A 26,584-nucleotide genomic window follows, 5' to 3' on the forward strand; every position below is an offset into this window, starting at 1 on the left:
TATAAAAAGCACATATTCTTCTATTATAGAGAATGGACAAATTGTTATTTCAATAGTCAAAGGAGTATTTCATATGACGATATCACAAAAAATGAAGCCGATTACTCCTTCTTACGATCCATGGGAAGCGTATATGGACCTTGAAGAGTACGGCAAACTACTATTAACAAATGTTGAATTTACAACGACGACGTTATGCAATATGCGCTGTGAGCATTGCGCTGTTGGTTACACGTTACAGCCGAAAGACCCAAATCCGCTTCCGATGGATCTTTTATTAAAACGATTAGATGAGATTCCTCATTTACGTTCTTTAAGTATTACTGGCGGAGAACCTATGCTTTCAAAAAAATCCGTCGACAACTATGTAACACCACTCTTAAAATACGCCCATGAACGAGGCGTTCGCACTCAAATCAACTCTAACTTAACTATAGATTTAGCACGTTACGAACAAATTATTCCTTATTTAGACGTGTTGCATATCTCTCATAACTGGGGAACAATTGATGACTTCGTTGAAGGCGGATTTGCAATGATGGAGCGTAAACCTACTTACGAACAACGTGCAAAATTATTCGAAAGAATGATTACAAATAGTAAGGCTCTATCAGATGCAGGTGTACTTGTATCTGCCGAAACAATGTTAAACAAAAGAACTCTACCACATATTGAACATATTCACCGCCAAATCGTCGAAGAGATGGGCTGTAAACGTCATGAAGTTCACCCAATGTATCCAAGTGACTTCGCGAGTAATCTAGAGATTTTAACAAAAGCTGAAATTCGTGATGCGATTGAGCATTTACTAGAAATTCGCGATGAAAATGTATGGATGTTATTTGGAACTTTACCTTTCTATGCTTGTAGCGATGACGAGCGAGACATTGCCACATTAAAAAAATTACAAGAGAGCAAAAATGTAACCGTTCGTAACGATCCAGATGGCCGTTCTCGTTTAAATGTAAATATTTTCGATGGAAATATTATTGTGACGGACTTTGGTGATGTTCCACTTCTAGGAAACATACAAACAAACACATTACAAGAAGCATATGACAAATGGAGTGCTTCAAAAACAGCAAAATCATTAAGCTGTCACTGTCCTGCAGTAAAATGTCTTGGACCAAATGTTCTTGTAAAAAACAGCTACTATCCGACAGAAGATTTCTTATCAAAAACAGCAAACATTACATTATAAAAAAACGTCAGCTTATAAGCTGACGTTTTTTTATGTTATTGCGAGTGGGAAGAAGAAATGAATTTAAAAAATAAATGATCATGAATTGGAATCGCCGCTCCAATTCCTTGAGAAGTAATATTTTTCACAACAAGTCTTTTTTGATTTCCCTTTAATACAAGATACACTTCTCCAAATGTTACTTTTCCCTTTTCATTTACTGCTGGTGTATAAGCGTATAAATATCCGAGTTGACTCGGACTAATATTATACACACGCTCATGTCCAGTACCATAACCAATAGTTGTTTTAAACGAAAGGGGCAATTGTACTTTTTCAAGCGCTTTGAGAAGCATCATTTTTTTCACATCTGCAGCATCTTTCATATCTGCTGTTAAATCGCCTTCAACCGTCTTTTGTGTTTCTTGCTTATAGCGAAGTGGATATAAACGGTCTCCTCCGCGATTATCATACACATTTCGATTCACTTGTTTATATTCCCAATTAATCGATGTGTCTACTGATTCATAATGTAAAGCCCATTGACCTAAATAAATTTTTGCCCGGTACCCTACTGCAAGCGGCGCATTTGAAATTGTCGTTTCATTAAACATCCGAATTAAGTCTGGATTTTCAATTTTAATATTAGCTGTTTTCAATAGTTCTTGAGCAAACTTACTTGGCTGTAAACGTGGCAAATCTTGCGCATCATTTGGAAATGTATTGTCTTTTGAAATATTTAAAACAGATGAAGGCATTTTTGTTCCTACTGTTGTCTTTGCAAAACTCATGTTAGGAAATAATAAAATAAACGAGACCATAGTTGAAAGACATATGCTGTATACTCGTTTCACCTGTCTGGCTCCTTCCTATGTAAAGGTATATATACTACTTTGTTTATTGTTTTCTCTGAGCACAATTGTTATGCCTATTTTTCATAATAAATAAAAACCAATTCCCATAATGACATACGCCGCTAGTAAAGTGCCGCCTTCAAACCAGTTTGTATCTCCATCATTTGAAATCGCAATCGTTAAGAAAACGGCTGTAATCATAGATACAAGTTCTGGTATGGTAAATACTAAAGGCATCCTCTGCGCGAAGAACATAGATAGCAATACTAGTACAGGAGCAACAAACATGGCGATTTGTAATGTAGAACCTATTGCAATTTCGACTGCAATATTTACTTTATTTTTATAAGCCATAATAATTGCAGATGCATGTTCCGCTGCATTTCCAACAATTGCAACGATAATAACCCCTATAAATAATTCTGACCAACCAAATGATTTTGCAACAGTTTCAAAAGTATGCACGAGCGCCTCTGATACATAAGCTACCGCCAGTGTTGCTATCGCTAAAATAAGGAGTGCCTTCCCTTTCGACCACTCTGGCTCTTCTTCATGCGCTACTTCGTCACTTTTATGTTGATATACACCACGGTGCGTAACTAACTTAAATAGTAATGCAGCAATGTACATGATAATCATAATAATAGAAACACCTATACTTAATTGATACGTCTTGCCAGCGTCCATCTTCATTGAAAAGATCTCTGGAATAACAAAGGCCACGACAACAGCAAATATTAATAAAGCTGAATTATGCCTTGCATCGTAAACGTTAAAGCTTTGCCTTTTATATTTAAGTCCACCTACAAAGAAGGATAGTCCTCCTACTAATAATAAATTTCCAAGTACAGAACCCGTTAAAGAAGCTAACACCACTTCAATTAACCCTGCTTGAAGTGCAAAAATTGAAATGATAAGTTCAACAGCATTACCGAAAGTAGCATTTAATAATCCGCCTATTCTAGGACCAGATACAATTGCTAAACTCTCTGTTGCTCTCCCCATAAAACCAGCTAACGCGATAATCGTAATACAATACACAGCGAACATAATTGTTTCTGGCCAATGAAGTGTTTTTCCAAGTACAGATAGTGGTACACCTATAAGTGCTACTATAAGAAATATTTTATTAAACATGCTTTTCACCCTTCCATCGTATGTATTTCTCCTCAATATTATTATTATTCTTCTCCTAACTTGTCCGATTTCATCACAATTACGTTTAAAAAATCGACTTGAAGAAAACAGTATGAAAGATATTTAAATTATATTGTTTAAACAGAGAAAATATAAATTAGGAAAAGAGGTAAAGAATATGCACTTAAAAGAGAAAATTGCAACTATTATCCAAGGACAACGTACCGGTGTATTATCCACAGTACGTAACGAGAAACCGCATAGTGCCTTTATGATGTTTTTCCATGAAGATTTTGTACTATATGTTGCAACAGATCGACAATCAAAAAAGATAACAGATATTGAACAAAATCCTAATGTCCATGTACTACTCGGACGAGAAGGAAAAAAATTAGATGAAGATTATATTGAAGTTGAAGGGTTAGCTTCAATCGAGGAAGACTCAACATTAAAAAACAAGTTTTGGAATAATAGCTTAAAACGTTGGTTACTCGGTCCTGAAGACCCTAATTACGTATTGATAAAAATCAATCCCGACACAATTTATTACATCGATGGTGCCGGTACGACGGAGCCTGAGTTTTTACGACTATAAAATAAAACAAGCCCCCTTTAGGTGGGCTTGTTTTGTCGAAAAGTTCTTTTGAAAAAAACAATAAAATAGGTGGAACTTTCTAAAGATTCTGTTATATAATAGCAGTAACTTAAATAAACTGTATTAAAACAGATTGAGAGGAGAAATAAAATTGATGAAGAGAGAAGAACGCAAAAATATGATTGAGTTTATTGAAAAGAAGAAAGGGATTGAGCGTGACGAATTACTGTTTATGACAGACGATGAAGTAGAGCATATTTATAATGTAACGTACTTTTTATATGAGGAAATTGCAGAGTAGCATAATAATCCCCACCTTATTAAAAATATAAGGTGGGGATTATTTCGTTATTTAGCCCACTATTTGCGGGCAGTAAAACTCCCACCTTAAAATTCAAGTGGAGCAAGAAGTTAAGTTGGAGTCATGCTTCCTATAAACCTTAATTACTTCAACTTTATACATGAGAATCATTTTCATGTATAATACTGTAAGATTGGAGGGATTTTACTATGAGTTCGTGGCTCTTATTTGCACTATTATCAGCAATTGCTGCTGCCCTTGTATCGATTTTTGGAAAGTTTGGTTTAGACGGAATCGATGCAAACGTTGCAACAACAATTCGATCTATTATTATGGCATTATTTATGATAGGCGTTATTATCATACAAGGTAAATTTCAAAATATCGGCGACGTACTGCTAAATAAAAAAGCACTGCTATTTATCACATTAAGTGGGATTGCAGGTGCTTCTTCATGGCTATTTTATTTTCTTGCCCTCAAAACAGGAAAGGTTTCACAAGTAGCTCCTGTCGATAAATTAAGCGTCGTATTTTCTATCATTCTCGCTATGATTATCCTCGGTGAAAAGTTAAACTTTATGACCGGTGTTGGTGTAGTCTTTATTACAGCTGGTGTATTATTTATTGCTTTCAGCTAAAAAAACCGCTATTAGCGGTTTTTCTTTTTCTTTATGTAAAACCATACAACACATGTAACAACTGCTGAAATTAATAAAATCCATATTCCATAATGATGTAAACTATACTCAACGAAGCGCCACTTCTCGCCTAACTTCCAGCCAAGCCCAATAAAAACACTTATCCAAATGAGCGCACCACCGTAAGCGTACAAACAAAAACGCCAAAGTGTCAAATTTGATACCCCAGCAAAATATGCCGTTAAATGACGTACTCCCGGTATAAAATAACCAATCATTAAAAGAAATGGCCCATATTTTTCAAATAAAATATGTGTTTTTTCAATGTGATGTTCTTTAATTCTAATTTTCGGCCCATATTTCTTTAAAACAGGGAGCCCAAGTTTTAAACCTAATATGTAGCTTAACGTAATCCCTAACATCGCACCAGCCATCCCACTTAAAAAAGCAGCAGTTCCTGACATAACTCCTTTTGAAACATTATAACCAATAAAGGTCAATAAAAACTCGTCTGGTATCGGTAATCCGACAATCCCACCAGCCAAAGCTATAACAATTCCAAAATAGCCATAATGCGCGATTAACTCGCCAATATGTTGTTCCATTCGGAAGACACATCCTATGCACGATCGTTATTCCACATTGTACCCTTTCTATCTTTAAGGCAAACATGGTATACATATTCACTATACATTGTTTTTATAATGAACTCTACTTCTATTCTTTCCTTTAACAGAGATAAAGTGAAACTTTAATCAGTGGGGCTTTTCTTCATCCTCTACTAATTATTAATCTACGCCAATCTTGCTTCTACAGACATCCCGACTCCCACATAACTCACTTACATTCACCAATTTTGAGAGTAGATTCTTACTGCCCGCAAATGACCCGATAAAAAATAAAAATTCATATGCGTGTTTTTTTGTTACAATAAAGGAAAGTTACTTTTCGCAACGGTTTAACTCTCAAGAAAAATGATATATCTAGCAAAAACATAGTTTGGTCTATATAATGCAACTTCTACCTATTAAAAGAACATGAACCCTTTTACATACAACATCATTTTTCTAAATTATACAGGGGGGAACGAACATGACCATTGAAAATCAATTTATTCAAAAAGTTTACTATAAAACATTTTTAACAGAAGAAACTTCTACTCCTGCATCGGAAGTACTCGGTGAAGCATATATAAATGAATCTAAAAATGAATTCTCCAACATTTCTAATATTCGATTTGCTCAAGGTGAATTTTATTATCAAAATAAAGATTTTGAAGCAGCTATATTTAAATGGGAAAAAGTAAATAATGCTCTTGCACTTTGGGCAACAAAAAATATTGCAGATGCTTATTTTGAACTAGGATTTTTACCAAAGGCAGAAGAAATTTATCAATCCATTCAAACAGAAGATACAACTCTTACGATGGAGGTTTCCTTACAACTTCTTTCTCTTTATATCGAACAAGATCGTTTAGGACTTGCTTTTAAGACGATTAGTGAAGCTGTTGCATTCCAACCGGATTACCCAAATATTACTGCAATTGCACGTTCTTTCTATGAAAAACAAGAAGATTGGAACAACGCTATCGAACTAGCTGTTCAAGAAGGTATTCGAACACAATCTTTACACTGGTTTGATACGTTAATAAATTACATAAATAAAGGATTTACAAAAAATATTAAGCCTGAATATTTCTATGAGTCTTTAAAAGCTCTATATGCTGTTGATCAAGCTCAATTTAAAGAACTTGTTATTGCTCTTTGGAATAGCTATCAACATGAATCCTTATACCTTCCTTGGATTCAAAGTATTAATCATTTATTCTTGCATATTGAAACAGACAATAATGACGATTGGAATGAAATTTCTACTCGCTATCAAGAAACATACTTTGCATTAATTACCGGAAATCATTTTATGCATGAATTAAACGGACTTGTACCAAATTTATTAACAAATTGGTTCAGTTTAACGAAAGCAAAAGATTCTCTAGTTGTCTCTGCAGCAGTGTTAGCATGGAATGAAGTCTCACCTACAACTTTAGAATCATTACTCGTAAAAAGTGCTGGATCCTTACTTTCTAATACATCTGCTGAAGCAGATGTAAATATGGAAACAGTTTCTCATTTATTCGAAACAATCGCTGTGTGGGCTGAGAAAAATGATGTAGATTTAAGTCATCAATTTACGCTACTCGTCCATGAACTATGCGATTTAAATGTCACGCCACTACTAATAGCTGGAACTAGTGACCATGATAAAACATCATTTGTTAATTCAATATTAGGAGAGAACATCTTAAATGAAACTTTAACAACTCCTATTCTATTTAAAGACGCTAGTCAAACTGAAATAACAGAATTTACCGCGTTAGATATACGAAGTATCCCTAACCTTAATGAATTCCATCAAATAACGGCTACATCTGCTCAGTCGGAACTTGAGAAAAGATGTATAGAAATTAAGCTACCAAGTAGGTTTTTAAGAAAAAATAAGTTTACATTTCTTATTACACCATCCATTCAAGGACAATTGGATAAAAACAATGCATACTTTGAATACTTACAAGCAGCAGATAGTCTTGTTTACGTATTAAATTCTTCTTCACCATTGCATAGTGAAGAAATTGATACGTTAATTTATTTACGTGAACAAGTATCAAACTTACAAATTCACTTCGTATTACACACAAATAATACGACTACTAATGAAAAACTAATTAGTAAACTTAAAGTGCATTTTCCAGATGCACAATTCTTCCCATACTCTCCTTCGCAAGAGAGTAGCCAGCAACTTGGAGATGTAACAGAATCTATTCTCTCTAATCTTGCAAAACGCGATATAGAAAAAGAACGTATAGAAAAGCTAATATGGTTTACGCAAAAGACGATTGCTTATCTCATAAACGAACGTGTGGAATTAGAAAATACATTAGTAAAATCCGTACGCTGGAATAAACACATCTCAGTGAAACTTACTGGATTTATTAATAACCTTACTGCTCTTGAAAAAGATAAAATTCGCTCTATTACCGAATCCTATCTTTTAACGAAAGAAGAAATTACACGAGATATACATTCTCAAATTCCTGAATTATTACAGAGCTGCTCTGATCTTGTTCAAGAAGATAGTGATTTCAAACTAGTTCATGAAGAATTAAATGCTGCAATGAATGAACGAGTTCAAAAGCATGTACAACAGGTACTTCTTCCTAAATTTACTGGGTCTATTCAAGAATGGATTGAAACAGCACATAATGAATTTATTCAAGCTCAAGCTTATTTAGATGAAATGAGTGAAACATTTAATAAATTATATAAAGAAGAACGTATGAAACTTCCTTGCGATTTCAAATTATTAGATGATTGGAATCGAGATGTTGTACGAATGACAAATCGAATTACAGTAACAAACATCAATATTTTATTACGCTTTACACCGACACAGTTTTTCTTAAAAAGTGCCGGAAAATTATTTGGTAATATGCAAAAAAACCAATCTATGCTCGCCAACAAATATAAACAATATATTGAAACAGAAGACTATACAGAAATTGCTCACACAATTTCAAAACAATTCTTCCTACAATTTGAAGTATTTGAAGGGGCATTAGAACGCGATATCATGATGTTCTTTAAAGATCCACTTAGCATATTGAAACAAAATGTGGATGCAGCTCAACTTGAGATACAGGAAGATGAACAAACATTAGCAACGCTAAGAAGCAATCCAGAAACATATCATGATCCTTTAGCGTTATTTAAACTACAATTGCTACAACATAAATTCGTTTTAAGTACTACAAAGAAACATGAAGATATCTTTGTATCTAACGAATCTCCTACTGTTTAACAGAAAAACCAAGCAAACTAAAATTTGCTTGGTTTTTTTACTTTATTATTTTCATATGTTCAAACGGATAATAAATGCCTGCTAACTTTCCTAACACATCTTCTCTATCAATAAAACCTAAACCATTTCTACTATCTTTACTTATTAGGCGATTATCTCCCATAACAAAAATCTTATTTTTAGGAATTGTAATCGGTCCAAAGTCCTCTGTTAAATTCATAAGTTTTTTTTCTGCTTGTTTTTTATTACTATCCAAATACTCTTCATCTTTCACTTCAGAATTTACATATAATTGATCATTTCTCATCTCAATAATATCTCCTGGCAATCCAATCACTCTTTTGACATAAAAATTATCTGTTTTCACAACAATAATGTCTTCTCTCCCATAGCTTTCAAATTGTTTTGCTAACTTATTAACAATCACCTTATCTCCATCTTGCAACGTCGGCCTCATGGATGCTCCTTTTACAGTCGTAGGGAAAAACACAAAAATTTTCGCCAAAAACACCAATAAACATGCAATTGCAATCGTTCCAAAAAATTCACGCCAACATTTTTTCCTTTGCATCATTTCACCATCTCATCATCTTTTTACTTTTATTATAAATAATACGACTGATATTTTTCTATAAAATTCTGAATTATTAAATTATAATATTAGAAATTTCAAAATAACAATACTGATCAAATTAAACAAGCAAAAAAGATACTCTCAAAATAGTCTATCCACTATTTTTGAGAGTATCTTTTTATAATCCCACATATACAATACACATTTGAGCAGCTACATATGTAAACCAAATCCAAAGTGGCTCATACTTCAATTTGCGCCCTCCGATATCTGTCACGCCAATAATAAAATCAGAAATCACAAACAGTAAACCACCAAACGCTGGTATCCACCATATTCCTGTATTTTCATAATATAAGGCGAATGCAAAGCACGCCATTCCCCCAACCCACAATCCATAAATTAGAGCTCCTATCGTAAACAATTTATCCTGTTTATCATTTCGGATAAAGGAGAACCATCCTACAATTAGAAAGAGCCCATATACAAGTAAGCCAATCCAAAAACCATTCCATGAAATTCCTGTTTGCAAAAATGCTTTTACATAAAAACAATGAGCAAGGGCGAAAGTAACCATCCCACCAATTAATCGATGACCAATTGGAATCAACCCAGCCATAAACAAATCTCCCACAGTCGATAAAGTCATACCAAGTGCAACCCACGTACTATACTCTACAGATGGATCTTGTAACCATATCCAAATTGCACTAGCTGTTAAAGAAAAACTAAGAATAAGACGGATTGCTAAAGGTAACGGCATATTAACTTTCGTTCTTTTTGTCTGCCCTATTGCATAAATTGCACCAATAAAAAAAAGAAGTATTTGCCCAATTAACACCACGTAAAGTAGATTCATAATATGTTCTCCTCAATAAATGCTTTTTGTATCTTTTTTCGTTACACTTAGTCTATTATCCTTTTTCTAAAAAAGAAGAACAGCACTGTTCTTCCATTGTAATCGCTTTTCTGCTCTCTATGCCACTTGTTTTTCTTGCTCTATTTTTTGCTTAGCTGGCGTCCGATTTACCACAATAATTCCCGCGGCTACACATGCTAAACCAAGTAGCACAAATGAATGAATTGCTTCACCTAAAATCATGCTCGATAATAACACACCAAATACGGGTATAAAGAACATATACATAGATACTTTTCCAACCTTGTTGTATTTCATAATTGTATTCCAAATGCAAAAACCAGCTGCAGATAAGAAAGATAAATAAATCAGCATAAGTAGTGCGTGTAGACTAAATGTAAATGGCATTACTCCAACTTGTAAAGCCCCTATACATAATAATCCTATAGAACCAAAAATCATTTGGTATGCTGTCATATAGCCAACATCTAATGTTTTACTACCTTCTTTTGCTAATATGTTTCCATATGAATACAGCATTGCTGCACTAAGAAGTAATAAGCTTCCGATTCCAAAATGAAATGATAAGCTACCATCACTCGGCACATTTACTAAAATGACGCCACAAAAACCAATCGATACCCCAATTAATTTTCTCATATTGAGAGCATCATCTTTATATACAAAATGGGCGAGTAAAATTTGAAAGAATGATGATGTCCCTGAAATGATAGCTCCTTCAATCCCCGAACTATAACTCATTCCAATATAAAAACAGATATATTGAAGAAACGTTTGGAATAAACCAATTTGTATTAACTGTTTCCCCGTTCCTTTTTTGAAGCTCATATTTTTCCCTAACACTTTAAAAAAGAATAAAAGCATTACCCCAGATAACAAGAAACGATAACCAGCAAATAATATTTGCTCTCCAACTTCTTGTGGTTGAATTCCAAGTTCAACATAACTTAATTTAATAAAAGGAAATGCGCTTCCCCATAAAAAAGTTGCTACTATTGCAGCAATAAATACGCCAATCGGATGGGTAAAAAATTTCTCTGTCTTCACTTGTTGTCTTCCTTTCCGATCTTTTATGAACAATATTCATATATACCAGAGGAATTGCGAAAACACAAGTTTTCCGTTTATACTTGAAACAAAACCGTACCATCTCATAAAAACATATGATATACTATAGAATAATTACAATATAATAACGATTAAAAACAGATTCAACAGAAATGCTGCTATCCATTATGGATGGCAGCTTTCGTCGTTTTATAGGGGTTTCGATTTTGATTATTTTTCTCAATAAGAATTCGGAAGGAGCGAGTAGTAATGAACTCAGAAGTAAAAACGTTACAGGCAAAAGAAGCAATTTCCCATCCCTCTTTATGGGACACATTAAAAAAACATTATGAACTTGTATTTGCAGTAGCATCTGGTATTTTTATTTTAGTTGGCTGGTTATTCACAAAGAACGATGCAATGAATGTAGGTATTACTTGCTATATCCTTGCTTATATAGTTGGTGGATATGCAAAAGCGAAAGAAGGCATTGAAGATACGATTGAAGAAAAAGAGCTAAATGTTGAAATGCTAATGCTCTTTGCAGCTATTGGTGCTGCAATTATTGGCTACTGGGCAGAAGGGGCTATCTTAATCTTTATCTTTGCGCTCAGCGGTGCTATGGAATCTTATACGTTAAGTAAAAGCCAAAAAGAAATTTCCGCTCTTCTTGACTTACAACCTGAAGAAGCATTACGTATTTCCAACGGAACTGAAGAACGTGTTCCTGTTGGAGAGTTACAAATTAACGACATTATTTTAATTAAACCTGGTGAACGTGTTCCTGCTGACGGTACGATTCATAACGGTGAAACAAATATCGATGAGGCAGCAATCACAGGAGAACCTATTCCAAATGAGAAAAGACATGGCGATGAAGTATTTGCCGGTACTGTAAATTTACGTGGTGCTATCGAAGTTAAAATTACGAAGCCGAGCGATCAAACATTATTCCAAAAAATTGTCCGTCTCGTCCAAAGTGCACAAAGTGAAAAATCACCATCACAACTATTCATCGAAAAGTTTGAAGGAACATACGTAAAAGGTGTACTACTCGTTGTTGCGCTTATGATGTTCGTTCCTCATTTCTTACTTGACTGGAGCTGGAATGAAACGTTTTATCGCGCTATGATCTTACTTGTAGTCGCATCTCCTTGTGCGCTCGTAGCTGCCATTACACCAGCTACGTTATCAGCCATTTCTAACGGAGCGAGAAACGGTATTCTCTTTAAAGGCGGTATACATTTAGAACGCCTTGCTTCTGTGAAAGCAATCGCGTTTGATAAAACAGGAACATTAACAGAAGGTAAACCTACCGTAACAGATGTATATGTTCGAGAAAATATAACAGAAAAAGAAGTACTTTCTATTACAGCATCAATTGAAAGTCACTCTACACATCCTTTAGCTGAATCCATTGTTAAATATGCACAACATGCGTACGACATTACATTAAAAAAACCAGAAAAGGTTGAAGATGTAACTGGTTTTGGTCTAAAAGGAAGATTGGAAAACATCGCTTATAAAATAGGTAAAGCTGATTTTATCGGTGAAGAAACAAAGACATTTCATAATGGTATTTCTGCCTCACTTGAAAAAGAAGGTAAAACTGTCGTTTATATTAGTGATGAGGGAGGCATTCTTGGACTTATCGCTTTAAAAGATACGCTTCGCCAAGAAACAATAGCTGCTATTCGTGATTTACAAAGCATTGGTGTCGAAGCAATTATGATTACTGGAGATAATGAAGAAACGGCAAAAGCAATTGCCTCTGAAAGTAATATAAAGGAATATTACGCATCATGCTTACCAGAAACAAAAGTTGAAACGATTAAAAAGTTAAAAGAAAAATACGGTACAGTAGCAATGGTCGGAGACGGTATAAATGATGCCCCTGCACTAGCTACTGCTAGCATTGGTGTCGCAATGGGAGAAGGAACAGATGTAGCTTTAGAAACTGCAGATGTTGTACTGATGAAGAACGAACTATCTCGCCTTTCCCAAGCAATTCGTTTATCAAAACGAATGAACCGTATTGTGAAGCAAAACGTAATCTTTTCGCTAGCCGTTATTGCCATGCTAATTTGTTCAAACTTCTTGCAATTTTTAGCTCTTCCATTCGGTGTTATTGGCCATGAAGGAAGTACGATTCTTGTCATTTTGAATGGCTTACGATTACTAAAAGGAAGCAAATAAAACGGGTCCCTCATAGAGGACCCGTTTTTTTTTAATGATAGCTATTATGACCGTTCGCACTGCTACTCGTTTTATGCTTTGGATGCGAACTGCTCTTTTGTTTATTATTACTTTTATTATTATGGTTCTTTTTATTATTACTCATGAAATATCCCCCCTGTTCCTTTTTATTATGGAACAAGAGCTCATTATTCATTACGGGAATTATTGTCACCGGTTCTATAATGGTGGAGTAAACCATTAATTTCACCGCCAAGTAAAATTACCCATCCAGTTAAATAAAACCATAACATTAAAATAATGATACCACCGAGACCACCATATGTATTGGCGTAATTCGCAAACTTATCTACATAATAAGCAAATGAGTAAGACACCACAATCCATCCTACAGTAGCAAATAACGCCCCTGAAATAACTTCTCTTCTTTTTAACTTTCGATCTGGTGCAAATGTATATAAGAAACTAAACAAAGCAAATAGTACGAAGAAACTCGCTACTAATCGTGTAATGCTCCATACGAAAGAAAAACTATCTGATAAACCGAGTGCTTTAAACACTGCTGCTCCAATAACTTGTCCGAATACCGGAACAATTAACGCAAAGACAATCATAAAAATAATAGCTAATGTAAACACAATTGATAACGCTCTTGTTGTAATAAAAGAACGTGTTTCCTTCACGTCATAAGCTCGGTTAAAAGCATTCATAACCGCATTAACACCATTTGAGGCAAACCATAACATGGATAATAAACCAAATGATAATAAACCACCATTTTGCTGGTTTACAACTTTATCTACATTTACCTCAATTAAGTTCATTGCATCATCTGGTACATAAACCTCTAATAAACTAAGCACATCCTCTGTTTGAATGGGAATAAATCCAAGAAGCGTAATTAAGAAAACGAGCCCAGGAAAAATTGCAAGCAAGAAGAAATAAGCGAGCTGTGCTGCCAAGCCCGCTACATCATCGCGCATCGTCCGGTCATATAAATCTTTACCAAACGAATAAGTACGATTTCTTCTCACCTTTTCTAAAATTTTTCTCATATATGTTTAAACGCTTTTCTTCTCTTCTTTATCTTGCTTTAACTCAATGTACGCTTCAGTTTTTTTTTCCACTGCATTTGAGTCTTTTATAAATAATTCACGCGCTTCTTTCATACCACCATCTTCAGCAACTACTGGCTCTTCTTCTGCTTTCAGCTCATCTACCTTTGGAGATACAGCTTGAATTTCAATCGTTTCTGGCTTTTCTTCTGGCTCAACTTTTTTCTTACTAAAAATTTCTTTCGTTTCTTTTAACGTCTCTACAACAGATGGCGTTAATTTTTTAATTTCTGCTACTTTCGCTTTTACCACATTGAAATCAGCAAGTTCGCGTCCTTTATCTGTAACAGTTTGCACTTTTTCTTTGATCTTTGCATTTTCACCAATTTCAATCATCTTTGTTTTTGCTTTTTCTGCTGTATTTTTTACTTTTTCACGGTTTTCTTTCTTTAACATGGATACAGCTACACCTGCCGCTACACCAATCGCAATGTTTCGAGCAATATTATTTTTCTTTGCCATATTCCTTCACCCTTTCATTTCTTATGTTAGAAAGTATTTCTTTCTAAGCTTCCTCATATTCCTTGTTCATTTCGAATGAAAGCTAATAGCTTTGCACACCCTTCTGTTACAAGGTCATATACTTCTTGGAAATTCCCTGTATAGTAAGGGTCAGGAACGTCTGTCCAGCCACCGTCTGGAACAAAGTCGGACAGTCTACCAATATAGCCTCCAGTTTTACCTAAACTTTTTAAATCTGCTATATTCTTGTTGTCCATGGCAATAATATAATCAAACTTTGTTAAGTCTTCTTTTTCTACTTGCCTTGCTTTAATTCCTTCAAAAGTGACTGCATTTTCTTTTAAAATTTTTTGTGTTCCTTTATGTGGCGGATGGCCAACATGCCAATCTCCAGTTCCTGCAGAATCAATGACAATTTTCTCTTCGAGTCCCTCTTTTACGACAAGATCTCGAAAAATCGCTTCTGCCATTGGAGAACGGCAAATGTTCCCAAGACAAACAAACAATACTTGAACCATGTTTTTGTTTCTTCCCTTCTTGGTGCATTTCTTCATATATACTTATAGTATAAACAACCAATTATTAAATATAAAGGAAATCCCTACTAATTTAATAGGATTGAAAAGATTCATTAACGAAAATGATAAAAAATGTTAAGATAGCCTTATGTTATTTTAAAGGGGGACACTTCGGTGGATTTATCCGTAAAGTCAGAAGAAAACGTTGAATATATGGTCGAAGCTATTAAAGAAAAATTACGTATGGTTAATGCTGGAGCGATGAGAGCTGCTAGTTTTAACGAAGAAATGTACGAAGATTTACGTGACATTTATGATCATGTTATGAAACGTGAAACTTTCAGCATTAGTGAAATGCAAGCTATTACAGAAGAATTAGGTACATTAATTAAAAAGTAAAAAAGCCTCTCTTATATGAGGCTCTTTTTTATTTCCAACAAATTCATGACAACTCTTCTCTTTCCCTCAACCAACTGTAAAATATTGTACAATAGAAGTAGAACCTCATCTTAGATTTTTTCTCCATACATACTACTCACAAATAATAGCAACACTACCATTGCTAACTGTTTTTACTGGAGGTGCTTACTTATGAGCAATTGGTACAGTAAGACGAAAGATCAAACATTAATTGACCTAGAAACAAACGAACAACACGGTTTAACAGATGAGATTGTAAGTGACCGTTTAAAGCAATACGGTTCTAATGAATTAGCTACAAAACAAAAACGCACTTTATGGCAGCGTATTTTCGCCCAAATTAATGACGTCCTCGTATATGTCCTTATTATTGCTGCCCTTATTTCTGCCTTTGTAGGTGAATGGGCGGATGCCAGTATTATCGCGCTCGTTGTAGTTTTAAATGCTGTTATCGGTGTTGTCCAAGAATCGAAAGCAGAACAAGCTTTAGAGGCATTGAAAAAGATGGCGACGCCTAAAGCTATCGTCAAGAGAAATGGTGAACTAAAAGAAATTCCATCTGAGCACGTCGTTCCAGGGGATATCGTTATGCTCGACGCCGGACGATATATCCCATGCGATTTACGCCTTATCGAAACCGCAAATTTAAAAGTTGAAGAATCTGCTCTAACTGGTGAATCTGTCCCTGTTGATAAAGATGCAATCTACCACCCTTCCATGCAAAGTGATGAGCAAGTACCACTCGGCGACCAAAAAAACATGGCCTTTATGTCTACTCTTGTAACATACGGAAGAGGCGTCGGTGTTGCTGTTGAAACTGGAATGAACTCACAAATTGGTAAGATTGCTACCCTGTTACATGAAGCAGACGATGATATGACACCACTTCAAAAAAGCTTAGCACAAGTCGGAAAGTATTTAGGCTTTGTTGCTGTAGCTATTTGTATCGTGATGTTTCTCATCGGCTTTTTACAAGGACGAGATACACTAGAAATGTTTATGACTGCTATTAGTTTAGCCGTTGCAGCTATTCCAGAAGGCTTGCCAGCTATCGTTTCCATCGTTCTTGCAATTGGTGTGCAGCGTATGATTAAACAAAACGTCATCATCCGTAAACTTCCTGCTGTTGAAGCTCTCGGGTCTGTCACAATTATTTGTTCAGATAAAACAGGCACATTAACGCAAAACAAAATGACTGTTACTCACTTTTATAGTGATAACACATACGATCACTTAGAACATTTGAATGTAAATAATGATACGCAACGTCTATTGTTAGAGAATATGGTGCTATGTAATGATGCGTCTTACAATAACGAATCACAAACCGGGGACCCGACTGAAATTGCTCTTCTGGTGGCCGGAAGCACTTTTAACATGCAAAAAGATCATTTAGAAAAAATACATGAACGTGTTAACGAGCTACCTTTCGACTCAGATCGTAAAATGATGTCAACCGTGCATACATACGATGAAAACTGCTATAGCATGACGAAAGGTGCTATCGATAAGCTCTTACCTCGATGTAACCATATTTTTAAAAACGGGAAAATCGAGATTTTAACTGATTCTGATAAAAATCAAATATTAGAATCTGCCGGAGCAATGTCTCAAGAAGCTTTAAGAGTACTTTCATTCGCATTTAAAAAATACAATTCAAACGATGTGGATATAAATCATCTTGAAGAAAATCTTATCTTTATCGGTCTTGTCGGTATGATTGATCCACCGCGAACTGAAGTGAAAGATTCAATTACAGAATGTAAAAAAGCCGGTATTCGCACAGTTATGATTACCGGTGACCATAAAGATACCGCCTTTGCAATTGCCAAAGAACTTGGCATTGCTGAAGAAATATCTGAAATTATGATTGGAACTGAATTAGATAACATTTCAGATACAGAACTAGCTAGCAAAATTAATCATTTAAATGTATTCGCTAGAGTCTCTCCAGAGCATAAAGTGAAAATTGTAAAGGCATTACGCGCAAAAGGAAATATCGTTTCTATGACTGGTGATGGTGTCAATGATGCACCATCTTTAAAGCAAGCTGATGTTGGCGTAGCGATGGGCATTACAGGAACAGATGTCGCAAAAGGAGCAGCTGATGTCGTGTTAACAGATGATAATTTCTCATCTATCGTGAAAGCTGTTGAGGAAGGTAGAAATATTTATCGTAACATAAAAAAATCAATTCTCTTCCTACTCTCTTGTAACTTTGGAGAAATTATCGCTTTATTTTTAGCGATTTTACTTGGCTGGGCAACACCCCTACGACCTATTCATATTTTGTGGGTAAATTTAATTACAGATACACTGCCTGCATTATCACTTGGGGTTGATCCTGAAGATCCAGATGTGATGAAGGAAAAACCACGACATGCGAAAGAAAGCCTATTTAGTGGTAGCGTTCCTTTTCTTATTTTCAATGGGGCTGTCATTGGGATTTTAACGTTAATAGCCTTTATCGCCGGAGCAAAATTCTATACTGGAGATACAAATTTATTCCCTCTTTTCCCAGAGCGAATTGATGAGGATGCTCTATTACATGCCCAAACGATGGCATTTGTCGTTCTTAGTTTTTCTCAGCTTGTTCATTCATTTAACTTGCGTTCAAGAACGAAATCGATTTTTTCAATTGGGATCTTTACAAATAAATATTTAGTCTTCTCCCTTCTTATCGGTGTTCTTATGCAAGTTTGTATCATCTCCATCCCGCCCCTTGCAAATATATTCGGTGTACATGCATTAACGATGCGAGATTGGGGATTTGTTCTCTTATTAAGTATCATTCCACTTGTTGTGAATGAAATTATTAAATTAGTGAAGAGAAACTAAAAGGCAATGAGGACTATTCCTCATTGCCTTTTCATTTATCCTTGTAATTCTTTTTTGATATTCTCTGTTAATGTAGCCATACGCTTGCGACTTTCTTCACGCTCACGTTTATTTTGTTCTTCAATTTGTTGTGTTTCTTGCATACCTCTTGAAATAATGTTCCAAGTTTCCTCAAGTGTTTCCATTTTAATACTAGAAGAACCTGATAATCTCGCTACTTCTACACTTTGCGTTGCGATATTTTGTGCATTTTTCTTAAGTAATTCATTTGTACGGCGATCAAGTTCAGCCATAGAATCTGCAACAAGCTTTTGACGTTTCGCATTTACTGCTTGAATGATACCATTTTTAAAGATAGGAATCGTCGTAATAAATGCTGTATTGATTTTACCAATTAATTTATTATTACCACGTTGAATCATGCGAATTTGTGGTGCTGTAAGTAGCGCAACCATACGAGCTTTTTCTAAATCATCAATACGTTGCTCTAAAATTTCAACCGAGTTTTTAAGCGACTCTAATTCAATACCTGCTAATTGATCATTATTACGCACGCGCTCTTCATACATCGGAACTAATTCTGTATTTAAACGCTCTAATAACATTTCTCCTGCTACTACATACTTCTCTAAGTCTAAATAATATTTTAAGTTTTGCTCATACAAGCCATCTAACGTACCAATTGATTTTTTCATCTCATCTTGGTACTTCGTAATTTCCACATAAACTTTATCAATTTCGCGGCCCATCGTTTGATATTTACTAAAGATTTGTTCTATCATTTTATCCGCTTTTTTGAACATGCGCGAGAAGAAACCACTTTTTTCTTCCGCAAAGTCTTTACTATCAAATCTGTCCATAATTTTACCAAGTTGCTTTAACAATTCACCAGAATCTTCTATCTTTGATAGAGACATTGTATGTAAAATTTGATCAGCGAAACGTGAAATTTCCATAGAAGGTTCTTTTCCAAGTTCAATTAATTCCAGTTGATCTTTAATATCTACTGCGTTATAAATACGTTGCACATCTGCATCTTGTCTAAGTTGCAAGCGAACATCTTGTGCGGTTTGCTCATTCAATTCAGTTTTCGAATCTAGTACGACTGGGTTATTCATATGGTATTCTCCCTTTCCTTATAAAAATGGACGAAATAGTCCTTTTATTGTTTGTGATAAATTTTTATAGGCTGATGAGCCATGAAACTCAAGATCGAAATTAACTTCTTCAAGCCAATGGGAATCGAATGCTCCTGCTTCAACATACGGTTCAATATCGTTTCTGCCCGTGGGATTGAAATGGAATACATCTACTCCAATTTGATTCAAAAATAGTAATAAAACAGCGTCAGAACGAGTTAATTCTCCACTCTTCTCATTATTAAATATAACAATTTTCGGTACATCTTGTGAATAATCAAATTTCTCAAGCTGTTCTAAAATATTAGGTGGTATTTGAGAAAGTTGTGCGAAAACATACAGTGCTACATCTTGTTTCGTTTCTTTCGCAATTGGTTTGCATATTTCACTTTCGCACGTATGGATAATCGCCTCTGCAATCCCATGTTGTAAACCTTCCGGTAAACGCTTATGCGGCCACCAATGGCTATTCATAATTAGATCAGGATGTAATTTCCCAGCTCGGTCCAATGCATCTCGATAATGATATTGGAAATTTGCTTTTTGCTCTTTCGTAAATGGGAATGTATTAATTAATAAACTGTTATCAAATGATGTAACAACCTTTAATCGTTGAAAATATTCTTTATCATTCTTTGAAACGCCTGATATTTTCGCAAATAAAGAAGGAATATAAATATGTTTATTTTCAACAAAGAATGTTGGACGTACAAATGCCTTTTCTTTCGTAATTAAAAAGAGTTCATCATATGTCGTTTTTAACGTACGTGCTACAGGTGTATACGAACGAAATTGCCACGGTTTATATAATAGTGAATTATCGTGGTGAAGTACTTGTTCAATTTCTTTCGAAGCTTGATACGCTACTGTTGCAACACGCTCACGTCGACGATCAGGGAATGGTTCAAGCGAAATGCGACCCGGATGAGATACAACAAAAGTTCTTCCCTCTTCATCAATATTTTCAAATCCATCTTTTCCTTCGGGGTGATAATAAAGCACATCACAACCGAGCATAATAAGAAAATATAAGAAATATATACGGCTTTCCTGTGCATCACCATACCAAACGATACGCGGCATTTGTTTCTTATAATTAATCGTAGAGAACCACTTCGCTACGTAATTTTCGCTTAGTTTAATTATGTCGATTAAGAAACGACGGAAACCTTCTGTCTTTAACGACTGATTATGTTGTTTCTCATATAATTTCAATACTGAAATGAACGTCGCATGTATGTAATGCTGTAAATCAGGATTGTCTACTTTCGGTAAAAGTTGTTTCCCAGATAAATGTGCAACTAGCCTATTTACTGTCAGACCATTTGGTGCTTCTTGATGTAATCCGAACACTTCTTGAATATGACGAAGCTTTTCCGAATCAATCACTTTGTTTAAATTTTGTTCGTGTAAAACTTCGATTCCTTTCGCTTCACTATAATCAAACAGTTCATTAAAATATTCATCTACATCATTAGGAACGCCAAGGATTCGACATGCTATATAACTAAATTTCATTTCATTCTCTGTCAGCTCATATTGTGGGCGTTTTTCTAAAAGTGTTTCAAATTGCTTTAAATCTGATTCATCTTTTAATGCATATGGTTGAAGTGTAAAACGTGAAAACACAACAGTTCACCTCCAAAAACATTTACGTTTTTTCTAAATCTTTCTTCTATTATAAACTATTTTTGGTTATAAAAAATGGGCGCTCGTAAAACGAGCAAACCCATTTCAATTATTTATTGTCTTCTTTAGTAGCTGCAACTTCTTCTTTAGCTTGTCCAGAATTCTTCATGTAGTGAATTATAAATGTTGCTCCAAATGCTACAACTAAAATAATGAAGAACAGTGTATGACTAATATGAATATCAATTAGAGACAATAGCATCTTCGATGCGATAATTAAGATTAAAATATATGCTGTCGTTTCAAGCTCTGGAATACGCTCTAACAATTTTAAGAATACACCAGCGATACCACGCATCATTAAAATACCTAGCATTCCGCCTAATAATAAAATCCAAACTTCATTAGATACACCAAATGCAGCAAGTACGCTATCTACAGAGAACGCGATATCCATTAATTCAACCATCGCAACTGTTCCCCAGAAGACACCGAACATTCTAAAGAAAATACTGTTTTGATTCATACCGTGAGCTTCGTCTTCTTCACTTGCACCTTTACGCTTATCAATAAAGTATTTTACTGATAACCAAGCAAGGTAAAGTGCACCAAGAAGTTTTACCCACCATAATTTAATTAAGAACATTCCAATTCCAATCGCAATAAAGCGGAACACATAAGCTCCAATAAGTCCATAGAATAATGCTTTTTTACGTTTTTCTTCCGGAAGGTGTTTTACCATTACTGCTAACACAAGTGCGTTATCGGCAGATAACAAACCTTCAAGTACAACAAGTGTACCTATTAATCCCCAAGATACTGGATCTTGCAACACTTTAATCCACATGTCCAAGTCGAAAAACTGAGCATACGTATCAAGGATTCCTTGCAAAATACTCATCTTACCTTTATCCCCTATTCTTTGCTAGATTTATAGAAAGGTCAAAAAAAGGAAACGAATATCGTTTCCTTTCTATGCATCCAAGCCATACGCTCTTACAAGCGCACCTAAACCACCTTGGAATCCACTTCCTACTGCATTAAACTTCCACTGTCCATTATGACGGTATAATTCACAAAAGACAACTGCTGTTTCAATGGAGAAATCTTCCCCTAAATCAAAACGAAGAACTTCTTCATTCGTCTCTTCATTTGCTAAACGAACAAACGCATTTCCTACTTGTCCAAAGTTTTGACTACGGCCTTCTGCATCATAAATCGTAACTGTAATAGCAATTCTGTGCACATCTGCTGGAACTTTCTTTAAGTCCACAACAAGTTGCTCATCGTCACCTTCACCTTCACCTGTACGGTTATCTCCTGTATGTAAAACAGATCCACAAGGAGACTGTAAATTATTATAGAAGATAAAATCAGTTTCCTTCGTACATTTTCCGTTTGCATCTAATAAAAAGGCAGATGCATCTAAATCGAAATCTGATCCACCGTCATAAGATTTAATATCCCATCCAAGACCAATTACTGCTTTTGTTAAACCAGGGCTTGTCTTACCCAAATCAATTTTCTGTCCTTTTTGTAATTGAATAACCATCTATATTCACCTCTATATTTTTATCTTTAAAAATATATCCATCGGTAAACATACATTTCACCGATGGATATATAAATTAAATCTATTACTCTACGTCTAAACCAAAGTTATTACATAGAGACGCTAATCCACCTTGGAATCCACTTCCGATTGCATTGAATTTCCAGTCACCTGCATGACGGTATAATTCACCTACTACTACGGCTGTTTCAATAGAGAAATCTTCTCCTAAATCGTAACGAATTAATTCTGCATTCTTTTCTTCATCTAAAATACGTACGAAAGAGTTAGAAACTTGTCCGAAGTTTTGGCTACGACCTTCTCCATCATAGATTGTAATTGTGAAACAAATACGTTCGATATGTGCAGGTACATTTTTCAAATCTACTTTGATCGATTCGTCATCGCCTTCACCTTCGCCAGTTCGGTTATCTCCTAAATGCTCGACAGCACCATTCGCACCTTTTGGGTTATTATAGAAGACGAAATCCTCTGCACCTGAAACTTTACCGTTAGCGCCTACTAAGAAAATACTAACATCTAAATCGAAATCGTTTTGTCCGTCATAACGATTCGTATCCCAACCTAGTCCTACAAGAACTTTTGAAAGACCCGGATTCGTTTTTGTTAAGTCTACCTTTTGTCCTTTTTTCAATGAAATTGATGCCATATTCAATTCCTCCTCGGTTTATTTTATTGATAACGTGATACAATCTCACTTAAGTTTTTATCTTGTGTGCCTTCTCCAACAGCTGAAAACTTCCATTCACTTCCGTGACGATACATTTCACCTGCAATTAGAGTCGTTTTGCCAGCATAATTATCCGATAAATTATAGCGTGCTAATTCTTCACCAGTTTGCGGGTTTTGAATACGAATATATGCATTACGAATCATCCCGAAATCTTGACGACGATTTACACAGTCATAAATATTTACAACGAATACTAAACGATTAATACGGCTCGGAACTTTATGTAATTCTACGAAAATTGTTTCGTCATCACCAGCGCCTTCACCTGTTAAATTATCTCCTGAATGAATAATACTACCACAAGTAGAAAGTTTATTTCCGAAGTAAACTAAATCATTTTTGTTTAAAAAACGATCTCCTTCTAACATAACAACAGATGCATCACAATCTACATTTGGTTTACTTCCAAATAATGAAGACAGAAATCCACCTGATTGCCCAATTGGATCCCAGCCTAAGCCAACCTGTAGTTTTGCTACTTTTGGTTGTCCTTTCGTTAAATCGATCTTTTGACCTTTTTCTAAAATAATAGGCATGAAGTTTCTCCCTTTCTACAAAGCATTTTCCAAATCGGAAAATATTGTATTCTTCTCTTATATTGTAGCATTATTTACCTAGCGATAAAAAGGATAAATTCTCAGTTATATGAAAACATTCATATAATTTACTTATGATGATGTAAGAAGTGGTAAATAGCACCAATCATTCCTGCACAATTACCGTTTTGTGCAAGTTCAATCTCACAATTATTATAAATCTCTTGATTTAAGTATTTACTGACCTCTTCTTTTACTTCTTTTAAAAACTCATTTCCTCTATCGGTAATTCCTCCACCAATAATAATCTTTTCTGGATTGAAAATATAAGCAAGATTACTAATTCCGATTGCCAAATGTTTAAAGAAGATCCTAACTGCTTGAGCAACTTCCCGATCTCCTTTATCATACAACTCGAAAATTAATCTCCCATTCCACTCACCTTTGCCTTTATATTTTCTGACAAGACGAATTAATCCTGAAATCGAGGCAACCTCTTCAAACGGTTTTCCTTCTATTAACATATTCCCCCATTCACCAGCACTAAATGAATGCCCTCGGTACAATTCTCCGTCTATAAAAATCGCTCCCCCAATCCCTGTTCCAAGGGTGAGCATAATAAAGTTCTCTTTCTCTCTTCCACTACCATTCCATTTTTCTCCAAACGCTGCACAATTCACATCATTGTCAATCGATACTGGAACTTTTAATATCTCTTGCAATCTATCAATAATAGGAATAGTACGATATCCCGGAATATGATCCGCACCTCCCGTCACAATTCCTTTATTAATATCAACAATCCCCGTGGTGCTAATACCAATTCCTGCAATAGTATGTTCATTCATTATTTTTTTTGATACATATATAAGTTTTTGAATAGTTTGTTCTCCGCCTAAATGAATTTCTGTTGCAACTGTTTTACGCTTTAATACTCTCCCTATTTCTGAAACAATGCCATACTTAATTTGCGTACCGCCAATATCAAACGCTATATACTCTTTCATCTACTGCCACTTCCTCTACCGTTCTGAATGTAAATTCTCCGCCTCTACTATTTGTAGGAAATCTACATTAACTCTTTTCTGCTTTGAGAAATACACCACCTTTTTCTATATATAGTTTTTTTTGCATAAAACTCTTTTTCCTAAGAAATATTACAAAGGGATGTATTTTAGATGGAATATTAATTTCTTAGGAGGAAAACCATGACGAAAATCTTCATTTTAGCATCAACACTCTCTTTATCTTTTTTTAGCGGTTTAAATATTGGTAATGCTGCAACTGAAAACTTCCGCCCATTAACAAACGCTATTGTACAAAATAGTGATCATTTTGCAGAAGGAAACTCAAAGGATAATAATAAACCTCCAGGAAATAACGGTTCTCAGAACGATAGTGGTTCTGGTGACAACGGTTCTGGCGGCAATGGTTCTGGCGGCAGTGGTTCTGGCGGCAGTGGCTCTGGCGACAATGGTTCCGGCGGTAACGGTTCTGGTGGCAGTGGCTCTGGGGGCAATGGTTCCGGCGGTAACGGCTCTGGCGGCAATGGTTCCGGCGGTAACGGTTCTGGTGGCAGTAGCTCTGGTGACAACGGTTCTGGCGGCAACGGCTCTGGTGGCAACGGCTCTGGTGGCAATGGTTCTGGTGGCAATGGCTCTGGTGGCAATGGCTCTGGTGGCAATGGCTCTGGTGGCAATGGCTCTAAAGGCGGTAATCGTGTTAAAGGCGATAGCAGTTCTCAAGGTGGTAATGGCTCTCAGGGCGGTAACCGTGTTAAAGGCGATAGCAGTGGAAACGGCTCTCAAGGTGGCAATGTAAAAGATAATGCGAAAAAACAAGGCGATAAGTTACCGAATACGGCAACACATTATCCTGCATCTATTTTAATGGGGCTTTCAACATTCCTAATTGGTATGTTACTATTTATTCGCCGTAAAAACGCAAAATAAAACACATCCTTCCATCTAAAAAATACATGAAATAAATTGTAAAAACTAAAAGGACTTTAGGTTGCATTTTATTATGCAGCCTAAAGTCCTTTTTATCACCTATCAGAAGGATTATTAATACGCTTTTCCCCAATACACCATTTGTTTAGCTTCTTTACCACAACAAATACATTCGTCAGCTAAATGCTCTTGCTCAAAAGGCATACAACGTGAAGATACTCCAACTTCTTCTTTTAGTTTCTCTTCACAAGCTAATTCTCCGCACCACATTGCCTTAATAAATCCTTGCTTTTCATCAGCTACTTGTTTCATCTCTTCAAAATTCGTCGCACTATACGTATTCTCATCGCGAAATACTTTTGCCTTATTAAATAAAGAGTCATGAATTTCCTCAAGTAGTGCTGGAATACGT

Annotated in this window: 25 protein-coding genes and 1 pseudogene; 9 read left to right on the forward strand and 17 right to left on the reverse strand. The window is 35.4% G+C overall.

The genetic code is table 11. The annotated features are described in order from the left end of the window. Positions 1–73 precede the first annotated feature (73 nt). The gene (gene yfkAB, locus MR160_RS17505) at positions 74–1,201 is read left to right on the forward strand and encodes a radical SAM/CxCxxxxC motif protein YfkAB (protein ID WP_242297809.1); all 1,128 of its coding nucleotides are present in this window, start codon (positions 74–76) and stop codon (positions 1,199–1,201) included. A 35-nt stretch (positions 1,202–1,236) separates the two neighbouring features. On the opposite strand, the gene MR160_RS17510 is transcribed toward yfkAB, so the two are convergent. After that, positions 1,237–2,034, reverse strand: coding sequence for a YfkD famly protein (locus MR160_RS17510; protein WP_002083605.1), 798 nt, complete (start codon positions 2,032–2,034; stop codon positions 1,237–1,239). A gap of 81 nt (positions 2,035–2,115) precedes the next feature. Further along, on the reverse strand, positions 2,116–3,171 hold the full coding sequence (gene cax, locus MR160_RS17515; RefSeq protein ID WP_000482131.1) for a calcium/proton exchanger: 1,056 nt from the start codon (positions 3,169–3,171) through the stop codon (positions 2,116–2,118). Positions 3,172–3,349: 178 nt separating this feature from the next. Here cax and MR160_RS17520 point away from each other — a divergent pair, with 178 nt between their 5' ends. The 3 genes from MR160_RS17520 to MR160_RS17530 all read left to right on the forward strand — a co-directional run bounded on the left by MR160_RS17520 (position 3,350) and on the right by MR160_RS17530 (position 4,705). Next, positions 3,350–3,766 carry a pyridoxamine 5'-phosphate oxidase family protein gene (locus MR160_RS17520; protein WP_000550220.1) on the forward strand — a complete coding sequence of 139 codons (417 nt, stop codon included), beginning with the start codon at positions 3,350–3,352 and terminating at the stop codon, positions 3,764–3,766. Positions 3,767–3,920: 154 nt separating this feature from the next. After that, positions 3,921–4,067 carry a BH0509 family protein gene (locus tag MR160_RS17525; RefSeq protein WP_000817786.1) on the forward strand — a complete coding sequence of 49 codons (147 nt, stop codon included), beginning with the start codon at positions 3,921–3,923 and terminating at the stop codon, positions 4,065–4,067. Positions 4,068–4,276: 209 nt separating this feature from the next. Then, positions 4,277–4,705: an EamA family transporter gene (locus MR160_RS17530; protein WP_000100295.1), complete on the forward strand. Its 429-nt coding sequence runs from the start codon at positions 4,277–4,279 to the stop codon at positions 4,703–4,705. An 11-nt stretch (positions 4,706–4,716) separates the two neighbouring features. Here the strand turns inward: MR160_RS17530 and MR160_RS17535 are convergent, their stop codons facing one another. Next, entirely contained in the window at positions 4,717–5,310 is a 594-nt protein-coding gene (locus MR160_RS17535; RefSeq protein ID WP_000434870.1) for a DedA family protein, read from the reverse strand. A gap of 487 nt (positions 5,311–5,797) precedes the next feature. Between MR160_RS17535 and MR160_RS17540 the strand changes: the two genes are divergently transcribed. Further along, a complete protein-coding gene (locus tag MR160_RS17540) occupies positions 5,798–8,560 on the forward strand; it encodes a tetratricopeptide repeat protein (protein ID WP_000151407.1) in 2,763 nt (920 codons plus the stop codon). Positions 8,561–8,597: 37 nt separating this feature from the next. Here the strand turns inward: MR160_RS17540 and lepB are convergent, their stop codons facing one another. The 3 genes from lepB to MR160_RS17555 all read right to left on the reverse strand — a co-directional run bounded on the left by lepB (position 8,598) and on the right by MR160_RS17555 (position 11,061). After that, a complete protein-coding gene (gene lepB / locus MR160_RS17545; protein WP_000983696.1) occupies positions 8,598–9,134 on the reverse strand; it encodes a signal peptidase I in 537 nt (178 codons plus the stop codon). A gap of 178 nt (positions 9,135–9,312) precedes the next feature. Next, positions 9,313–9,993: a lysoplasmalogenase gene (locus tag MR160_RS17550; RefSeq protein WP_097825775.1), complete on the reverse strand. Its 681-nt coding sequence runs from the start codon at positions 9,991–9,993 to the stop codon at positions 9,313–9,315. Positions 9,994–10,110: 117 nt separating this feature from the next. Beyond that, positions 10,111–11,061 carry a DMT family transporter gene (locus MR160_RS17555; protein WP_000845710.1) on the reverse strand — a complete coding sequence of 317 codons (951 nt, stop codon included), beginning with the start codon at positions 11,059–11,061 and terminating at the stop codon, positions 10,111–10,113. Positions 11,062–11,331: 270 nt separating this feature from the next. Between MR160_RS17555 and MR160_RS17560 the strand changes: the two genes are divergently transcribed. Beyond that, complete coding sequence (locus MR160_RS17560; RefSeq protein WP_136804581.1) at positions 11,332–13,257, forward strand: heavy metal translocating P-type ATPase; 1,926 nt, start codon at positions 11,332–11,334, stop codon at positions 13,255–13,257. Between the two features lie 188 nt (positions 13,258–13,445). Here MR160_RS17560 and MR160_RS17565 read toward each other — a convergent pair whose 3' ends face one another. From MR160_RS17565 to MR160_RS17575, 3 genes are read right to left on the reverse strand one after another with little or no spacing between them, the layout of a single operon-like run. After that, on the reverse strand, positions 13,446–14,312 hold the full coding sequence (locus tag MR160_RS17565) for a YihY/virulence factor BrkB family protein (RefSeq protein ID WP_001226536.1): 867 nt from the start codon (positions 14,310–14,312) through the stop codon (positions 13,446–13,448). A 6-nt stretch (positions 14,313–14,318) separates the two neighbouring features. After that, entirely contained in the window at positions 14,319–14,834 is a 516-nt protein-coding gene (locus MR160_RS17570) for a DUF4075 domain-containing protein (protein WP_001085387.1), read from the reverse strand. 53 nt (positions 14,835–14,887) lie between these two features. After that, positions 14,888–15,352, reverse strand: a complete 465-nt coding sequence (locus MR160_RS17575) for a low molecular weight protein-tyrosine-phosphatase (RefSeq protein ID WP_000250910.1) — start codon at positions 15,350–15,352, stop codon at positions 14,888–14,890. 174 nt (positions 15,353–15,526) lie between these two features. On the opposite strand from MR160_RS17575, the gene MR160_RS17580 reads away from it, so the two are divergent. Then, the gene (locus tag MR160_RS17580) at positions 15,527–15,751 is read left to right on the forward strand and encodes a DUF1128 domain-containing protein (protein ID WP_000366196.1); all 225 of its coding nucleotides are present in this window, start codon (positions 15,527–15,529) and stop codon (positions 15,749–15,751) included. Positions 15,752–15,943: 192 nt separating this feature from the next. Then, positions 15,944–18,610 carry a cation-translocating P-type ATPase gene (locus tag MR160_RS17585; RefSeq protein ID WP_000073682.1) on the forward strand — a complete coding sequence of 889 codons (2,667 nt, stop codon included), beginning with the start codon at positions 15,944–15,946 and terminating at the stop codon, positions 18,608–18,610. A 35-nt stretch (positions 18,611–18,645) separates the two neighbouring features. On the opposite strand, the gene MR160_RS17590 is transcribed toward MR160_RS17585, so the two are convergent. The 7 genes from MR160_RS17590 to MR160_RS17620 all read right to left on the reverse strand — a co-directional run bounded on the left by MR160_RS17590 (position 18,646) and on the right by MR160_RS17620 (position 25,227). Beyond that, a complete protein-coding gene (locus MR160_RS17590; RefSeq protein WP_001064413.1) occupies positions 18,646–19,728 on the reverse strand; it encodes a toxic anion resistance protein in 1,083 nt (360 codons plus the stop codon). Between the two features lie 18 nt (positions 19,729–19,746). Further along, positions 19,747–21,378 (reverse strand): YceG family protein, encoded by a 1,632-nt coding sequence (locus MR160_RS17595; RefSeq protein ID WP_000492853.1) that lies wholly within the window; start codon positions 21,376–21,378, stop codon positions 19,747–19,749. A 109-nt stretch (positions 21,379–21,487) separates the two neighbouring features. Beyond that, positions 21,488–22,279 (reverse strand): TerC family protein, encoded by a 792-nt coding sequence (locus MR160_RS17600; RefSeq protein ID WP_000025702.1) that lies wholly within the window; start codon positions 22,277–22,279, stop codon positions 21,488–21,490. A gap of 72 nt (positions 22,280–22,351) precedes the next feature. Next, positions 22,352–22,930: a TerD family protein gene (locus tag MR160_RS17605; RefSeq protein WP_000236653.1), complete on the reverse strand. Its 579-nt coding sequence runs from the start codon at positions 22,928–22,930 to the stop codon at positions 22,352–22,354. Positions 22,931–23,015: 85 nt separating this feature from the next. Beyond that, positions 23,016–23,600 carry a TerD family protein gene (locus MR160_RS17610; RefSeq protein ID WP_000146729.1) on the reverse strand — a complete coding sequence of 195 codons (585 nt, stop codon included), beginning with the start codon at positions 23,598–23,600 and terminating at the stop codon, positions 23,016–23,018. A 23-nt stretch (positions 23,601–23,623) separates the two neighbouring features. After that, on the reverse strand, positions 23,624–24,220 hold the full coding sequence (locus MR160_RS17615; protein ID WP_001121586.1) for a TerD family protein: 597 nt from the start codon (positions 24,218–24,220) through the stop codon (positions 23,624–23,626). 128 nt (positions 24,221–24,348) lie between these two features. Further along, positions 24,349–25,227, reverse strand: coding sequence for an ROK family protein (locus MR160_RS17620; RefSeq protein WP_017762758.1), 879 nt, complete (start codon positions 25,225–25,227; stop codon positions 24,349–24,351). 201 nt (positions 25,228–25,428) lie between these two features. Here MR160_RS17620 and MR160_RS17625 point away from each other — a divergent pair, with 201 nt between their 5' ends. Then, complete coding sequence (locus MR160_RS17625; RefSeq protein ID WP_242297810.1) at positions 25,429–26,172, forward strand: LPXTG cell wall anchor domain-containing protein; 744 nt, start codon at positions 25,429–25,431, stop codon at positions 26,170–26,172. Positions 26,173–26,286: 114 nt separating this feature from the next. Here MR160_RS17625 and MR160_RS17630 read toward each other — a convergent pair. Further along, positions 26,287–26,584, reverse strand: a pseudogene (locus MR160_RS17630) (proline--tRNA ligase); the annotation flags it as partial.

The sequence above is a fragment of the Bacillus cereus group sp. BfR-BA-01382 genome (assembly GCF_022663475.1).
Taxonomy (GTDB): domain Bacteria; phylum Bacillota; class Bacilli; order Bacillales; family Bacillaceae_G; genus Bacillus_A; species Bacillus_A thuringiensis_S.

What these genes read in the sequence shown, in the direction of transcription:
- yfkAB (WP_242297809.1), top strand. Translation starts at nt 74, where the DNA reads ATGACGATATCACAAAAAATGAAGCCGATTACTCCTTCTTACGATCCA.
- cax (WP_000482131.1), bottom strand. Translation starts at nt 3,171, where the DNA reads ATGTTTAATAAAATATTTCTTATAGTAGCACTTATAGGTGTACCACTA.
- MR160_RS17520 (WP_000550220.1), top strand. Translation starts at nt 3,350, where the DNA reads ATGCACTTAAAAGAGAAAATTGCAACTATTATCCAAGGACAACGTACC.
- MR160_RS17525 (WP_000817786.1), top strand. Translation starts at nt 3,921, where the DNA reads ATGAAGAGAGAAGAACGCAAAAATATGATTGAGTTTATTGAAAAGAAG.
- MR160_RS17530 (WP_000100295.1), top strand. Translation starts at nt 4,277, where the DNA reads ATGAGTTCGTGGCTCTTATTTGCACTATTATCAGCAATTGCTGCTGCC.
- MR160_RS17535 (WP_000434870.1), bottom strand. Translation starts at nt 5,310, where the DNA reads ATGGAACAACATATTGGCGAGTTAATCGCGCATTATGGCTATTTTGGA.
- MR160_RS17540 (WP_000151407.1), top strand. Translation starts at nt 5,798, where the DNA reads ATGACCATTGAAAATCAATTTATTCAAAAAGTTTACTATAAAACATTT.
- lepB (WP_000983696.1), bottom strand. Translation starts at nt 9,134, where the DNA reads ATGATGCAAAGGAAAAAATGTTGGCGTGAATTTTTTGGAACGATTGCA.
- MR160_RS17550 (WP_097825775.1), bottom strand. Translation starts at nt 9,993, where the DNA reads ATGAATCTACTTTACGTGGTGTTAATTGGGCAAATACTTCTTTTTTTT.
- MR160_RS17560 (WP_136804581.1), top strand. Translation starts at nt 11,332, where the DNA reads ATGAACTCAGAAGTAAAAACGTTACAGGCAAAAGAAGCAATTTCCCAT.
- MR160_RS17565 (WP_001226536.1), bottom strand. Translation starts at nt 14,312, where the DNA reads ATGAGAAAAATTTTAGAAAAGGTGAGAAGAAATCGTACTTATTCGTTT.
- MR160_RS17570 (WP_001085387.1), bottom strand. Translation starts at nt 14,834, where the DNA reads ATGGCAAAGAAAAATAATATTGCTCGAAACATTGCGATTGGTGTAGCG.
- MR160_RS17575 (WP_000250910.1), bottom strand. Translation starts at nt 15,352, where the DNA reads ATGGTTCAAGTATTGTTTGTTTGTCTTGGGAACATTTGCCGTTCTCCA.
- MR160_RS17585 (WP_000073682.1), top strand. Translation starts at nt 15,944, where the DNA reads ATGAGCAATTGGTACAGTAAGACGAAAGATCAAACATTAATTGACCTA.
- MR160_RS17590 (WP_001064413.1), bottom strand. Translation starts at nt 19,728, where the DNA reads ATGAATAACCCAGTCGTACTAGATTCGAAAACTGAATTGAATGAGCAA.
- MR160_RS17600 (WP_000025702.1), bottom strand. Translation starts at nt 22,279, where the DNA reads ATGAGTATTTTGCAAGGAATCCTTGATACGTATGCTCAGTTTTTCGAC.
- MR160_RS17605 (WP_000236653.1), bottom strand. Translation starts at nt 22,930, where the DNA reads ATGGTTATTCAATTACAAAAAGGACAGAAAATTGATTTGGGTAAGACA.
- MR160_RS17610 (WP_000146729.1), bottom strand. Translation starts at nt 23,600, where the DNA reads ATGGCATCAATTTCATTGAAAAAAGGACAAAAGGTAGACTTAACAAAA.
- MR160_RS17615 (WP_001121586.1), bottom strand. Translation starts at nt 24,220, where the DNA reads ATGCCTATTATTTTAGAAAAAGGTCAAAAGATCGATTTAACGAAAGGA.
- MR160_RS17620 (WP_017762758.1), bottom strand. Translation starts at nt 25,227, where the DNA reads ATGAAAGAGTATATAGCGTTTGATATTGGCGGTACGCAAATTAAGTAT.
- MR160_RS17625 (WP_242297810.1), top strand. Translation starts at nt 25,429, where the DNA reads ATGACGAAAATCTTCATTTTAGCATCAACACTCTCTTTATCTTTTTTT.